Origin of the sequence: Exiguobacterium sp. s191, assembly GCF_018618955.1 — a bacterium.
Classification (GTDB): Bacteria; Bacillota; Bacilli; order Exiguobacteriales; family Exiguobacteriaceae; genus Exiguobacterium_A; species Exiguobacterium_A abrahamii.
Map to the genome: position 1 here is coordinate 1,769,673 of NZ_JACSNC010000001.1, position 14,840 is coordinate 1,784,512.

15 protein-coding genes are annotated in these 14,840 nt (G+C 50.0%); 1 reads left to right on the forward strand and 14 read right to left on the reverse strand.

Annotated elements, in window-relative coordinates; all coding sequences use genetic code 11:
* Window positions 1–11 precede the first annotated feature (11 nt).
* The 11 genes from KNQ09_RS09370 to KNQ09_RS09420 all read right to left on the reverse strand — a co-directional run bounded on the left by KNQ09_RS09370 (window position 12) and on the right by KNQ09_RS09420 (window position 10,896).
* Window positions 12–1,178, reverse strand: a complete 1,167-nt coding sequence (locus KNQ09_RS09370) for a bifunctional cystathionine gamma-lyase/homocysteine desulfhydrase (protein ID WP_023469163.1) — start codon at window positions 1,176–1,178, stop codon at window positions 12–14.
* Window positions 1,171–2,094, reverse strand: coding sequence for a PLP-dependent cysteine synthase family protein (locus KNQ09_RS09375; protein WP_064299451.1), 924 nt, complete (start codon window positions 2,092–2,094; stop codon window positions 1,171–1,173). The genes KNQ09_RS09370 and KNQ09_RS09375 overlap by 8 nt, the downstream gene beginning before the upstream one ends.
* On the reverse strand, window positions 2,091–2,555 hold the full coding sequence (locus KNQ09_RS09380) for an S-ribosylhomocysteine lyase (protein WP_023469165.1): 465 nt from the start codon (window positions 2,553–2,555) through the stop codon (window positions 2,091–2,093). The genes KNQ09_RS09375 and KNQ09_RS09380 overlap by 4 nt, the downstream gene beginning before the upstream one ends.
* 3 nt (window positions 2,556–2,558) lie before the next feature.
* On the reverse strand, window positions 2,559–3,197 hold the full coding sequence (locus KNQ09_RS09385) for a class I SAM-dependent methyltransferase (RefSeq protein WP_064299450.1): 639 nt from the start codon (window positions 3,195–3,197) through the stop codon (window positions 2,559–2,561).
* Window positions 3,198–3,736: 539 nt separating this feature from the next.
* Entirely contained in the window at window positions 3,737–4,018 is a 282-nt protein-coding gene (locus KNQ09_RS09390; RefSeq protein WP_023469167.1) for a thioredoxin family protein, read from the reverse strand.
* A 98-nt stretch (window positions 4,019–4,116) separates the two neighbouring features.
* Window positions 4,117–4,500, reverse strand: coding sequence for a glycine cleavage system protein GcvH (gcvH, locus tag KNQ09_RS09395; protein WP_029342437.1), 384 nt, complete (start codon window positions 4,498–4,500; stop codon window positions 4,117–4,119).
* 64 nt (window positions 4,501–4,564) lie between these two features.
* On the reverse strand, window positions 4,565–4,927 hold the full coding sequence (locus KNQ09_RS09400) for an arsenate reductase family protein (RefSeq protein ID WP_023469169.1): 363 nt from the start codon (window positions 4,925–4,927) through the stop codon (window positions 4,565–4,567).
* 34 nt (window positions 4,928–4,961) lie between these two features.
* A complete protein-coding gene (locus tag KNQ09_RS09405; protein WP_214858208.1) occupies window positions 4,962–5,414 on the reverse strand; it encodes a DinB family protein in 453 nt (150 codons plus the stop codon).
* A 75-nt stretch (window positions 5,415–5,489) separates the two neighbouring features.
* The gene (locus KNQ09_RS09410) at window positions 5,490–7,274 is read right to left on the reverse strand and encodes an acyl-CoA dehydrogenase family protein (protein WP_023469171.1); all 1,785 of its coding nucleotides are present in this window, start codon (window positions 7,272–7,274) and stop codon (window positions 5,490–5,492) included.
* Window positions 7,271–8,461 (reverse strand): acetyl-CoA C-acetyltransferase, encoded by a 1,191-nt coding sequence (locus KNQ09_RS09415; RefSeq protein ID WP_058264685.1) that lies wholly within the window; start codon window positions 8,459–8,461, stop codon window positions 7,271–7,273. Before KNQ09_RS09415 ends, KNQ09_RS09410 begins: the two co-directional genes overlap by 4 nt.
* A gap of 17 nt (window positions 8,462–8,478) precedes the next feature.
* Window positions 8,479–10,896: a 3-hydroxyacyl-CoA dehydrogenase/enoyl-CoA hydratase family protein gene (locus KNQ09_RS09420; protein WP_214858210.1), complete on the reverse strand. Its 2,418-nt coding sequence runs from the start codon at window positions 10,894–10,896 to the stop codon at window positions 8,479–8,481.
* 183 nt (window positions 10,897–11,079) lie between these two features.
* Between KNQ09_RS09420 and KNQ09_RS09425 the strand changes: the two genes are divergently transcribed.
* Window positions 11,080–11,727, forward strand: coding sequence for a class I SAM-dependent methyltransferase (locus KNQ09_RS09425; protein ID WP_214858211.1), 648 nt, complete (start codon window positions 11,080–11,082; stop codon window positions 11,725–11,727).
* Window positions 11,728–12,459: 732 nt separating this feature from the next.
* Here the strand turns inward: KNQ09_RS09425 and KNQ09_RS09430 are convergent.
* From KNQ09_RS09430 to trhA, 3 genes are all read right to left on the reverse strand, one after another.
* Complete coding sequence (locus KNQ09_RS09430) at window positions 12,460–13,377, reverse strand: proline dehydrogenase family protein (protein ID WP_023469178.1); 918 nt, start codon at window positions 13,375–13,377, stop codon at window positions 12,460–12,462.
* Window positions 13,378–13,461: 84 nt separating this feature from the next.
* Window positions 13,462–14,136, reverse strand: a complete 675-nt coding sequence (locus tag KNQ09_RS09435) for a TVP38/TMEM64 family protein (RefSeq protein ID WP_047393377.1) — start codon at window positions 14,134–14,136, stop codon at window positions 13,462–13,464.
* Entirely contained in the window at window positions 14,133–14,792 is a 660-nt protein-coding gene (gene trhA / locus KNQ09_RS09440; RefSeq protein ID WP_056063369.1) for a PAQR family membrane homeostasis protein TrhA, read from the reverse strand. The genes KNQ09_RS09435 and trhA overlap by 4 nt, the downstream gene beginning before the upstream one ends.
* Window positions 14,793–14,840: the final 48 nt, after the last annotated feature.

Below are 14,840 nucleotides of genomic sequence, written 5' to 3' on the forward strand. Positions count from 1 at the left end.
TATTTTTGTTGTCAAACAGTTTTTTCAGAAACTTTTTCGAGGAACGTGAAAGCACGTGTTAAGTCTTCTTTCAAATCTTCCGCGTCTTCAAGTCCAACTGAAATCCGGACGAGACCGTCTGTGATGCCGAGTTCTGCCCGACGCTCTGCTGGGATCGACGCGTGCGTCATCCGTGCCGGCACCGAAATCAGACTCTCGACGGCACCAAGACTTTCAGCAAGTGTGAAGAAGTGTGTCGCCTCGACGAGTTTTTCTGCGTTCGCTGCTGAACCGACATCAAAGCTGATCATCCCACCAAATCCAGTCGCTTGTTTCGCTTGGATGTCGTGACCAGGATGCGATGCAAGTCCTGGGTAGAAAATGTTCGAGACGATGTCTTGCGCTTGTAGGAACGCAACGAGATCATGTGCTGTCTCTTCGATCGCATCCATTCGGATACCGAGTGTACGAAGACCACGGACGAGCAAGAAGCTGTCTTGCGGTCCAAGCACGCCGCCTGTCGAGTTTTGGATGAAGTGCAGCTCTTCGCCGAGCGCATCATCTTTGACGACGACAAGTCCAGCGACGACGTCCGAATGTCCGCCGATGTATTTCGTCGCACTGTGCAAGACGATGTCTGCACCAAGTGCGAGTGGTTGTTGATGATAAGGTGTCGCGAACGTGTTGTCGACGACAAGTTTAAGATCGTGACGTTTGGCGATCGTTGCGATTGCTTCAATGTCCGTTACTTTCAACAACGGGTTCGTCGGTGTTTCGACGTAGACGATCTTCGTGTTGTCTTGGATCGCTGCTTCCGTTGCCGCAAGGTCCGTCGTATCGACGAATGTCACTTGGATATTGAACTTCGGTAAGACGCGTTGCATCAAGCGGAACGTACCACCGTAGACGTCATCTGTCATGACGATGTGGTCGCCAGACTCAAGCAAGTGGAAGACGGCATGGATTGCTGCCATCCCAGAACCGAAGGCAAAACCACGTGCGCCACCTTCGAGATCCGCAATCAATCGTTCGATGCTCGTCCGTGTCGGGTTCGCTGTCCGTGAGTATTCGTATCCGTCCTTGAGTTGACCGATTTTATCCTGCTTGTATGTGCTTGTTTGATAGATCGGAGGTGTGACGGCTCCTGTTGCCCGGTCGACACCTGTTCCTCCATGAATCAATGCTGTCTTCTTACGCATGAGTTTCGTCCACCTTTTCAAAGATTTGTTGGCTTAAGTAGCGTTCGGCACTGTCTGCGAAGACGGTGACGATCGTACTGCCGGGGTGACGCTTTGCGATATCGAGCGCAGCAACGAGCGCTGCACCTGCTGAACTACCGACGAGTAATCCTTCGCGAGCAGCGAGTGTATGAACCGCGTCAAATGCATCGCGGTCAGAAATCGTATGAATCTCGTCGACGAGTTCACGCGGAACGAGACTTGGCCATTTTGCTGTTCCAATGCCTTCTGTCTTATGCGGACCGGCTGGACCACCATTTAAGACGGAGCCTTCCGGTTCGACGATCGCTGCTTTTGTACCGAGACGTTGTTTTAAGAAGTCCGCTGTTCCGGCGAACGTACCACCTGAACCACAACCGGCAACGAACCAGTCGATGTGCGACAAGTCCGCAATCAGCTCAGGACCGAGTGTCCGCTGATACGTGACTGGATTCTCTTCGTTTTCGAATTGTAACGGAACGTAACTGTTCGGAATTTCCTGACCGAGTTCTTTAGCCCGGTCGATAGCCCCTTGCATATCGAGTTCAGTCGGCGTGTTGACGACGGTTGCGCCGAGTGCCCGCATCAACGTCTGTTTTTCTTGACTGAATTTTTCCGGAACGACACAGATGACTTGAAGATCATATTTTTTAGCGGCGAGCGCCAAGCCGATGCCGGTATTCCCGGCTGTCGGCTCGATGATCGTACCGCCTGGTGTCACATGTCCGTTTTCGATTGCTGCATCAACGAGTTGAATGCCAAGGCGGTCTTTGACGCTGCCCCCAGGGTTCATCCATTCGAGCTTCGCCAAAATGCGCGTACCAGCAGGCAAATCGAATGAAGTGATCTCGTAGAGTGGTGTGTTTCCGACGAGGTCGCGGACGTTGTTCGCGATCATCCGAAGACGATGTCCCATTCATCACGACCGGCAAGCATTTTCTCGGCATAGTGCTTCGCTCCTTTGAGGTCATGTGCGCTCGCAAATCCACATTGGACTTCGTTTTGCGCTGGAATCTCTTCTGCTGCGAGGACGTCTTTCAACGTCTTCTCAACGAGTTCGCTCATTTTTTCGACCGAGTCGAAGTTCATCATCGCCATGTAGAAACCTGTTTGGCATCCCATCGGTGAGACATCGATGACATCATCCGAGTAGTTACGGATGTTTTCAGCAAGTAAGTGCTCGAGTGTGTGCATCGCACGCATCGGCATTTGCTCAACGTTTGGTTGTGTGAAACGGATATCGTATTTGACGACTTGGTCGACTTTACCTTCTTTATAACCCGCGACGCGGATATAAGGTGCTTTGACTTTCGTGTGATCCAGGTTAAAGCTTTCGACGTTCATTTTTTGAAGTGCCATGATTTATTCCCCCATTTTCTCGGCTTCTACGAGCCAGACGAAGTGATTGTATTGTATAAATTTAACAGTGAATCCCCGTGATGTAAACAATTCTTCCATGACTGGAATCAACGGGTAGAACTCGCGTTCGAGATCTTCCGCTAACGCGTCGAACCCTTGAGCACGTGCTTCACGAATCGTTTGCAGGCGTGCCTCTTCTGAGACGAACATCGTATCCGCGTAGACGATTTTTCCGTCTGCCGGTAAATGTGATGCCATCAGATCGATTGCTTCTCCCTTTTCCTCATCTGTTAGATGATGAAACGCATACGTAGAAACAAAACTGCGTGCTTCCTTCGCCTCGAACGAGAGGAAGTGACCATCCTGTACATCAAGCGACGGAATCTTTTCCGTCAGGATTGCCCGCATCTCCGGACTTGGTTCAACGGCGAGTACGGCGTCGTGACGTGCCAGAAGACGTTGTGTCAGGTTCCCTGTGCCTGCTCCGAATTCAATGACCGGCGACTGCGCTTTATCCGCTACTGTATCCAAAATCTCATCGTATCGACGAAAAACCTCTTTATACTCCGGATCGTGTCCGGTTACTGTCTCGTCATACGTTGATGCCCATTCTGTGAAAACATCCATAAAACGTACTGTCATGCCTTGTCGTCCTCCATCTCACCAGTTAATTCCGAGTAATCGGATATGAATTAAAGTAATTTTCCTTATTCGCATTGTAGCAAGGAGATTCTATCCTGGCAAGCGACCGGCTCGAAAAACTTCCAGAAAACAAAAAAAAGGCGTTGCCGGCGAACCGACAACACGAATAATGTGGTTAGAAATGCTACGAAGGAAAACCCAGCTCCATTCGGAATTGTTCGCTCTTCCGCGTGGAGGACGGCGCCTGTTCGACATGATCGCCAGCTTACGTTCACTTCCTGATCGGTCCTTTCGATCCACCACCCGTTCATTGCACCGCTTCGTCTTTGGGGGACGACTTAAGGGGAAACAATACACCGGCTTAGGATGGGAGAAAGGGTTCAGGACTTGAATCGTATTGAACGATCATCTCTGCTAGACTTCCTATAATGCATTTCTAGAAGTTGTTATGAATATACCATTCATATTTCTGCGTTGTCAACGAATTATTGTAAATATTCCGACAATTTAACAAAAAGAAAAATCCAATCGGACTTTTCTTACCGTTCTTGACAGAAAGCAAAGACGTTTTGAACGGACTGGAAGGCATAAAGTCGCTCTACGACTTGATTTTCTTCAATTCGCAACAACGCAGGAACACTCATGACACGGGCTTCTTCTAAGAAATCCGGAATGAAATTCCCGTTCGCCTTCTGAATCGATTGACCTGATTCCGTCGCTTCAACGATATCGAGCATACGTTCCGCAATGGCGCATGTCCCGCACATCGGTGCATAGACATACAATAGCCCGTTTTCTGGGACGGTCGTGACCTCTTGCATGACGGTCGCTCCTTTCTTCGTGGTATCTGTCGTCAGTATACAAAAAAAAGAGAGCGGACGTAACGCAAGCGCCTCGTTCACTCTCTTTTCGTTAAGTATTACTCGTTGATCATCGATTTGTACGCCGCAGCGTCCATCAATGCCTCGACTTGTGAAGCATCTTCGATTTCGATGTCAACCATCCAAGCGCCTTCGAATGGTGACTCGTTGACGAGTTCTGGGGAATCCGAAAGGTTTTCGTTGATGGCAACGACTTTACCAGAGATCGGTGCGTATAACTCCGAGACTGTCTTGACCGACTCGACTGAACCGAATGGCTCGTTTGCTGAGATCGTATCTCCGACTTCAGGCAATTCGACGAAGACGATATCCCCGAGTTCGTGTTGCGCGAAATCCGTGATTCCGATGCGCGCCTTGTTTCCTGATACTTCGACCCATTCATGTTCTTCCGAATAGCGTAAGTTGTCTTTTACTTGACTCATTTCCGATTCCCCCTGTGGACTAATTTGGACTAACGTGTTCAGTATACCAAAATCGACTCTGAACTTAATACCATTTTCCTTGATACATTTCTTCCTTGAAGCCGATCGTGACGTCTTTTCCGTCTGTAACGATCGGACGCTTCAATAACATGCCGTCACTTGCGAGCAACTTGTATTGCTCGTCTTCCGATAGCTCTGGAAGTTTGTCCTTGATCCCTTGCGAACGGTATGATTGACCGCTCGTGTTGAAGAATTTCTTCAACGGCTCTCCACTCTTTTGATGAAGTTCCTGGATCGTCGTTGCAGATGGTGTCTCCTCGACGATGTGTTTGTAATCCACTTCGACACCGTGCTGTTCGAGTGCTTTTTTTGCTTTGACGCACGTACTACATTTCGGATAGCCGTACATCGTGACTGTTTTTGTCATGTTCCTCACCTCATCTTCAAGAGTAGCAGATGGATCACTTCTGCTTCAAGCGTGCGAGCGCCCCGTCAATCTGATCTTGATGATGGGCGTCATGAGCAACGAACGACTCGACGAAGGATTGTGGTCGAAAATCCTCATAGGTCGCTTCAAATTGCTCGTCAGACAGACGATCGAGGTGATTGACGATGTCACGCCGAACGCTGATTGCTTTCTTCAATAAGGCGAGCGGATCGATATGATGCGCATATTCGATCGCCAGTCGATTGAACTGGTCAAAATCCGTCTCGACGAGCGTCAACGGTTCGTCCGGTAACTTCGAAATGGCATGATCGTAATAAAACCGGTTCCATAAATACAGATGACTGACGCACTCAAGGACGGTCCACTTATTAAGGGCAAGCGGCAGACCCCATTCTTCCGGCGACAAACGTTCAAGGGATTGATAGTAGGCAATCGCAAATTGCAGTTCAACCAATTCTTGGCGCATCTCGTTTTCCTCCTCCAACCAAAAACTTCGCCTTTACAGAGATTTTCCCTGCAAAGGCGAAGCGGTAAACCTGACTTAGACCGTATATTTGTTTGACTCGATGAGGCGTTTTGCGATGTCACGTTTCGTACCGATGACGTTGATCGGCTGGTAACGGCTGAATTTTTTCAGCGCTGAGAGCAACATCCGGAGTTCGTCGCCGCTTGCTGCCGCGTAGAGTGTCTCTTTCGCGTCACGCTCGACAGCTTCGAACGCTTGTTGTGCGAAGACTTCCGTGTAACGGACTTTCAGTTCGCTCTTCTCGATCCCTTTGTCGGCAATCGCTTTGTCCGTCCGGACGATTGCTGATTCCAGCGCATAGATCGCACTCATGATGTCGGCTGTGTTTGCTAAGATTTCTTGTTCGCCTTGGAGTTTGTCCTGGTATTTTTGGACCGCCGTTCCGGCAGTCAACAAGAAGATCTTCTTCATCATCGCGAGTAAGTGACGTTCGCGATCAAGTGGTGCTGTTCCGATTTCTGTCGGCATGAAGCTCATTACTTCTTGTTGCAGACGCTGTGCTTCCGCAAGCAACGGCAACTCGCCTTTCATCGCTTTCTTCAGCAATGTTCCCGGGACGAGGAGACGATTGATCTCGTTCGTTCCTTCGAAGATCCGGTTGATCCGTGAATCACGGTACATGTTCTCGACTTCATATTCTGCCATGAAGCCATAACCACCGTGGATCTGGACCGCTTCGTCGATGACGTAATCAAATGTTTCCGAAGCAAAGACTTTGTTCATCGAGCACTCGATTGCGTACTCCGCGATCGCATCGGCGATTTTTTTACCGTCCTTGCTCTCTTCTTCTGACAACTGATCGAGGCTGTCTTGGAAGAGACCACCTGTGCGGTAGACCGAACTTTCCATCGCATACGTCTGTGCTGCCATCGTCGCGAGTTTTTCTTGAATCAATGGGAACGAGCTGATTGGTGTCTTGAACTGTTTCCGTTCATTCGAGTATTGGACTGCGAGATCAATCGCTCGTTTTGATGAACCGACAGCACCAACAGCTAATTTATAACGACCGACGTTCAAGATGTTGAAGGCGATGACGTGACCGCGTCCGATTTCACCAAGGACGTTATCGACTGGTACTTCTGCATCTTGTAAGATCAACGTCCGTGTCGATGATCCTTTGATTCCCATCTTCTGTTCCTCGACGCCTGTCGAGACGCCTGGATACGATCCTTCGACGAGGAAGGCTGTGAACTTGTCACCGTCGATTTTTGCGTAGACGACGAACAAGCTTGCGAAACCAGCGTTAGTGATCCATTGTTTTTCACCGTTCAAGATGTAGTGCGTGCCGGCTTCATTCAAGACAGCCGTCGTTTTAGCACCAAGAGCATCCGAACCAGAGCCTGGCTCTGTCAACGCGTACGAAGCAATCCACTCTCCTGAAGCGAGTTTCGGCAAGTATTTATGCTTTTGCTCTTCGTTACCGAAGAAGACAATCGGCAACGAACCGATTCCGACGTGTGCGCCGTAGCTGAGGGCGAATGAACGACCGCGTGCGAACTTCTCCGTGATGATCGAAGACGAAATCTTATCCATCTGATAGCCGCCGTATGCTTCCGGAACGTCTGCACCGAGTAGACCCAGCTCGCCTGCTTCGCGGAGAAGACCGACCGACAGTTCGAACTCGTGTTTTTCGATCCGGTCAAGGACAGGAACGACACGATCTTCGACGAACTTCGCTGTCATGTCACCGACCATTTTGTGTTCTTCCGAGAAATCCTCTGGTGTGAAGAGACGTTCTGGTGCTAACTCATCTAATACGAAACTGCCACCTTTGATTAATTCGTTTGTCGTTTGGCTCATTGCCCTGTTCCTCCTTCAACTAGTTCGAATACACCTGCTGCGCCCATTCCGCCACCGATACACATCGAGACGACACCGTACTGGACATTTCGGCGTTTCATTTCATGCAAGAGCGTCAATGTGAGTTTTGTTCCTGTACAACCGAGTGGGTGACCGAGGGCGATCGCTCCACCGTTTACGTTGACGATGTCTTCGTTTAATCCAAGCTCGCGGATGACACCGAGCGACTGCGATGCGAACGCTTCGTTCAACTCGATCAATCCGACGTCTTCAAGCGTGATGCCTGCGAGTTCAAGTGCTTTCGGAATCGCGACGACCGGTCCGATTCCCATCACTTCCGGACGGACACCACCGACCGCGAACGATTTGAACTTTCCGAGAATCGGTAACCCTTGGCGTTCTGCTTCTTCCCGTTCCATGACGAGGACAGCTGCCGCACCGTCTGACGTCTGCGAAGAGTTCCCTGCTGTGACGCTACCGCCAAGGCGGAACGCTGGGCGAAGTTTCGCAAGACCTTCCGGTGACGAATCCGGACGTACGCCTTCATCGTGTTCGACGATGAATGTCTTCTCTTCGATTTTCAGTTCATCATTGACGAATTGTTCCGTCACCGTTACCGGGACGATTTCGTCAGCAAACTTACCAGCCGCGATTGCTGCTGCCGCTTTTTGGTGACTCTTCAACGCAAACGCATCTTGATCTTCCCGTGAGACATTGTAGGTCGCAGCGACTTGCTCCGCTGTGTGCCCCATGCTCATGTAATATTCCGGTGCCGTGTCGACGATTGACGGATTAGGTCGGACGACGTGACCTGGCATCGGGACTTGACTCATTGATTCGAGTCCACCAGCGACGACCGCAGTTGCTTGCCCCGTCATGATTTTCATCGCTGCGTCAGCGATCGATTGTAGTCCACTTGAGCAATACCGGTTGATCGTGATCGCCGGTACCTCGTGTGATAATCCACCGAGGACCGAAGCGTAACGGGCGATGTTCATGCCTTGTTCCGCTTCCGGCAAGGCACATCCGAGAATGACGTCATCGACCGCTCCCGTGTAACCGGACCGTTTCAACGTTTCCTGGATGGCGATGCCTGCTAATTCATCCGAGCGCATTGATTTGAATGCGCCCTTTTTTGCTTTTCCGACCGGTGTTCGTGCACCGGCGACGATTACTGCTTCCTTCATCCGAATCCCCCCAGTCCTCAGTTACGAAGCGGCTTGCCTTTGACGAGCATGTGCTGCATCCGTTGTTGTGTCTTCATCTCACCGATCAGGCTCAAGAATGCTTCCCGTTCGATGTCGAGCATATATTGTTCATCGACGTGGCTACCGAAGGCGACGTTTCCGCCGGCGATGACGTGTGCGAGTTTACTTGCGATTTTCAAATCGTGTTCCGAGATATAACCGCCGTAGAACATTTCGCGTGTTGCGAGTTCAAGCGTCGCTTTCCCCGCACGACCGACGACTGGAATCTTCCCTTTCGCTGGTGCCGTGTAGCCGGTCCGGTCCAGTTCAAGGACGAGTTGTTTCGCATCATACGTCAAGTGATCCCGGTTCATCGAGATTTGATCAACGGAGCGGACATATCCGAGTTCGCGTGCTTCAAAGGCTGATTTTGAGACTTTTGCCATCGCGACGTTCTCGAACGTCTTTTGCGCTGCTTTCTCGATATTGACGAGTCCGTCCGGTGTGTTTTCTAACAGTCGACGGTACGTGTTGACGTTTCCGCCGCCTCCCGGAATTAGACCGACACCGACTTCGACGAGACCCATATACGTTTCAAGCCCGGCTTGCAGACGAGCCGCCGGAAGCGAGATTTCCGTACCGCCACCAAGCGTCATTCCTTGTGGTGCAGCGACGATCGGACGTGATGCGTAACGAATCTTTTGAATCGATTGTTGGAACTTGTTGATGATCCAGTCGAGCTCGAACCAGTTCTCATCTTCCGCTTCCATCAGCATCATCGCTAGGTTCGCACCGACACAGAAGTTTTTGCCATCGTTCGCGATGACGAGACCTCGGTGATTTTTCTCGACGAGATCGACCGACTGTTCGATCATCTGCATGATGTCGACACCAATCGCATTGCTCTTCGAAGTGAACTCAAGGACTGCGACATCGTCGCCGATATCAAGCAAGCGTGCCCCATTGTTCTCTAGTAAAACACCGTTTGACTTCCGGACGTCGCGGAGGCGGATTTCCTTCGGATTGATCGTTGCTTCGACGTAGTCTTTCGTTGCAACGTCATAATGACGACCGGACGCATCATAGAAACTCGTTTTTCCTGCTGCGAGCATCTCATCGACCCATGCCGGTACTGCGTAACCGTCTTGTTTCATCTTCGCGACCGTCTTCTCGACACCGAGTGCGTCCCATGTCTCGAACGGTCCCATCTTCCAACCGAAGCCCCATTTCATTGCTTCGTCGATCGCTTTGATGTCGTCTGCGATCTCACCTGTCAGCTGAGCCGAGTAGAGCAATGTTTTCGCGTGAATCGGCCAGAGTAAGGCACCGACACGATCTTGCGCGAAGACGACGGCTTTCAGTTTGTTTTTTGCGCCCGGAAGTGCTTTGGCTTGTCCAATTGACGGTTCAGTAAGCGCTTTCTTTTCGACGTACTCAAATGTCTCGAGATCAAGTTCAAGGATCTGTTTTCCGACTTTCTTATAGAAGCCTTGACCCGTCTTCGCACCGAGTGCTCCTTGTTCGACAAGGCGACGCATCTCAGTCGGAACCGCGAACGTCTCCTTCTCTTCGCCTTCTGGCAACAAGTCATAGACGTTGTTTGCAACGTGGACGAACGTGTCGATGCCGACGACGTCGAGTGTCCGGAACGTCGCTGACCCTGGGCGACCAAGGAGTGGACCTGTGACCGAATCGACCTCCCCGATCGAATAGCCACCTTTTTTCATCTCATCCATCGTCACGAGGAGACCGTATGTCCCGATTCGGTTGCCGATGAAGTTCGGTGTATCCTTCGCGATGACGACGCCTTTCCCGAGTCGTTCCTCTGCGAATTGTTTCATAAAGTCGACGACCCTCGGATCCGTGTCTGACGTTGGAATCAACTCAAGTAACTTCAGATAACGTGGTGGGTTAAAGAAGTGTGTCCCTAGGAAACGACGATTGAACGATTCCGAGCGTCCCTCGCGCATCGCTTCGATCGAAATTCCCGATGTGTTCGAGCTGACGATTGCGTCTTCCCGAATAAACGGTTCGATCGTTTTAAACAATTGTTGTTTGACTTCGAGTCGTTCGACGACGACTTCGACGATCCAGTCCGCTTCTTTCAGACGCTCTAAGTCGTCTTCTAAGTTTCCGACCTCGATGAAGTCGATCAATTTCTTCGATGCGAGTGGTGCCGGATTTTGTTTCAAGAGCTTTTCGCGGTTATCGCGCGCGATGCGGGAACGGACGCGCGAATCACTCAGCGTCAAGCCCTGCTTCTCTTCTTGTGCCGTAAGTTCTTTTGGTACGATATCAAGCATCAATGTCCGTATGCCAGCATTCGCAAGATGTGCCGCGATGCCTGCACCCATCACCCCTGAACCGATGATGACGGCGAATTGGATGTGTTTCGTCAACTGGATTGTGGTCGGCTGACCGATTTGACTCGCCATGATATACCCCCTGATTTTAAATTGAATGAACAACCATTCATTATACTGACAAAAAAAGAAGCCAAACGACTTTGGTGTGCTTCTTCTACATCTTCATCATAAATGAATAATGATTCAGTAGCAATAAAAAATCAGTCAATGGACAAATTTTCCTGTTAGACTGATAAAAAGGAGTGGTTGAAAATGAGTCAAACCGAGCATGTATGGAATCAAAAAGCCGCTGCCTGGGCGGATCGCGCTGACGATATGTGGACGAACGGCAGTCGGAAAACTGTTTTGCCGTTCTTACGAAAAACGATCACCGGTGGTCGCTTGCTTGATCTCGGTTGCGGTGATGGGGCAGCCTGTCGCTTACTGACACCGGACTTTCAGACAGTTGGACTCGATGTCTCAGATGAGATGATCCGGATCGCCCGTGAGAAGTCACCCGAGCAGACGTTCATCGTTGGAACGGGGGAAGCATTGCCGTTCGCCGATCATGCGTTTGATGTCGTTCTCGCCGTTAACTCACTTGAATGGTCGACACGTCCCGTTCAAGTGCTGCAAGAAATCGAACGCGTCGCCCCGCTTGTCGTCATCAGTCTACTCGGTCCGACAGCCGCTCCGCGGCAACTTGCTTATCGTCGTCTATATGGTGAGGAAGTCGCGATGGGAAATACGATGATGCCGTGGGAACTGTTGCAGCTAGCGAAAGAACGTGGCTGGACGTTACTCGATGAAGCGGTCATTCAAAAGGAAGGAGCCGTCATGACGGGGCATCGGTTACTGGATCAAGCCCATGCTTTCTCGTGTTTGTTCGCTTTTCAGACGACGGCTGTAAGGGAGAGATAAATATGTCACACAGTACCTTTTATACGTCTATATTAATAGCTTTATGTATTGTTTTTTTATTTTACATTGATGCTCTCGATGTTCTAGAAAGATGGCAATTCTTCCTACTCTTTATTGGTCTCTTATTCTGTATACAGGCATTGGGGGACCGTTTATTTCGACGTTATCGGGAGAAACGTTTCCAACCACAAACTACTGTCTTCTTAATGATTGGTTTATTTGCTGGGATGGTGTTTCTAGGTAATATCATTTGGCCATGATGCGAAATGATCGATGTAACGCACTATTCACCTCACTGTCTTCTCACCCGCTTTCCCCAGGCGAGACACAAGCCAGTCTTCCTCATCCCTCGGATGACGAATCCGGGTCTTGTTTGTCTCTGACAGCGCGATAAAACGTCGCGCTTTTTCCTGTAGGAGTCGGGTGAAGACATGTGAGGAGAATGCACTCATTTGTTATCCAAAGAACTCAAAAGCGATCGATTTCCGTCAATGGAATCGATCGCTTTTGAGTTTAGTTTATTTAGGACGAACCGGGCATCTTCGACTCCTACAGGAAAAGGAAGCATGAACCATGCTTCCTTCAGGGAAGAGGAAGACCCGGCAAATCACATGGAATGTGAGATGCCGCGGCTTACTTCCCGCCTGAGGAAAGCGAAGATACTGGGAACGTCCGGTATACTATGCATTCTACATACAAAAAGACGATGCAACGCTGCATCGCCTTCTCGACTTATCCCTTGACCATCCCTTTAAGAACGAAGGCAACGTTTGCCGGTCGTTCTGCTAAGCGGCGCATGAAGTAACCGTACCAGTCACGTCCATAAGGAACGTAGACACGGACTTTATAGCCTTGTTTGACGAGTTCGAGTTGACGCTCGACCCGGATACCAAATAACATCTGGAATTCGAACTGGTCTTTTTCGATCCCATTTTCTTTAGCGTGACGGATGACTTGCTCGATCATCGCATCGTCATGTGTTGCGACGGCAGCATAGTTTCCGAGTGATAATTGTAACTTCACGAGCTTGATGTAGTTATGATCGACATCTTCCTTCTCTGGAAACGCCACCGTTGCCGGTTCTTTGTATGCCCCTTTGACGATCCGGAGATTCGTCTCGAAGCGTCCGACGCGTTTAATATCATCTTCCGACCGGTAGAGGTACGACTGGATGACCGTCCCGATGTTATCGAAAGATTGGCGCAATTCTTCAAACAATTGAATCGTCTTTTCACAACGTGGCTCATCTTCCATGTCGATCGTGACGAAGACACCGAGTTCTTTCGCCCGTGTTAAGATCCGTTCCATGTTCGAGCGGATCAAGTCGTCCGAGATATCGAGTCCGAGTGATGTCAGTTTCAACGAGAGTTGCGAGTCTAATTTTTCTTCCGCAATCATCTCAACCGCACGAATACATTCTTGTGTCATCATCTCTGCTTCCGCTACCGTCGAGATGAACTCCCCTAAATGGTCCATCGTGACGCATAACCCTTTTGCGTTCAATTCCTGGATCGCCCGTTTCGATGCTTCCAATGAATCCCCTGCCACGAAGCGACTTGCTCCGAATTTAAGCCCGTATCGCTTGGCGAGACCGTTCAATGTCTTGTTTTGCGATAAGAAGATAAAACCATCCCGTAGTACTTTTTCCATCACTCATGATTCCCCCTAAATAAATGCTAGGCTGTTTTACCGTATCGGTTCACATCTCTGCACTCATATTATGCCATAAAGCGCTTACATACGCTCTTTATTTCGTTTATTTTTGAGAATCCGTTGAGCAACAAGTCCTACGGCAAAGAATAGGACATATAGTCCGATCGCAACGAAAAATTGCCAGGAGAACGGATCGCGAAGGCTTGAGCCGATATTGTTGTAAACGAACGCACCGGGAATGATCCCGAGATAGTTGGCGATAGCGAACTGTTTAAAGCGGATTTTTGATAATCCGGACGCGTAGCTGATCGCGTCAAACGGAAACAGTGGAATCAATCGAACGACAAGCACAACGAGAAAGCCGTTCGTTGCAATCCGTTCGTCGAGTACGTTCAGCTTCCCTTTGCCAATCAATTTCTCGACACCGCGGCGACCGAGCAACCGGGCGATCCAAAAGCTGAGCAAACCGCCAGTACCAGCACCAATAACATCAAGTAATGTCCCGAGCCACGGTCCGTACGTATACCCACCAAATAACGTCAACAAGCTCGCCGGGAAAAAGACGAGTGGTCGGACGGTGTAGGCGAGCACGTAAAGCAACATCCCGGTCAGACCTTGATCCCGTACCCAATCCGATAATGCCTGAATGTCGAATTGCTCCAGCATTCCAGACATCCGGAAGTACAGGAGCAACCCAAGACCAAACATAAAATACAGCGTAAGCGGGAGCCAGTCCCGGAGCCGTAATTTCTTCATGACATCGTCGCCGGAGCAACGTAGTAAAAAATCGAGAGGAAGATCAGGACACTGCCCGCAAGGACGAACAGATGCCAAATCGCGTGGTTATACGGCAAGCGTGCCCAGACGTAGAAGATGACGCCGAGAGAGTACGCGAGTCCACCACCGAGGAGCAATAAGAATCCTTGTAACCCGAGTGCTTCATAGATCGGCTTGATCGCAAACAGACAACACCAGCCGAGGATCAGATAAGACGCATTCGAGATCCAAACATATTTACCGGTCGAATAAAGCTTCCAGATGATACCGAGCGTCCCGACACCCCAGACGATCCCGAGCAATGTCCAACCGAGCGGACCACGGAGCGTGATCAAGGCGAACGGTGTATAACTACCAGCAATCAAGAGATAGATGCCAGCATGATCTAAAATTTGTAGAACCTTGTTTGCTTTCGTATGCATCAGCGAATGCATCAAGGTCGAGAACAGATAAAGGAGAATCATCGTTGCCCCGAAGATACTGACAGCAGTGACGTTCCAAGCGCTGCCGGACTTCGTCGCCTGCAGGATCAACAGCACGAGCGCGACGATACTGAAAATGACACCCAATCCGTGTGTAATGGCACTGGCGATCTCCTCTTTCAAGGAGTCACCTTTTGCGAGTAGCTCTTCGATCGTTTCCTTGGATTGTTGCTTGATCGTTTGCTTGATTTCTTTTTTCGT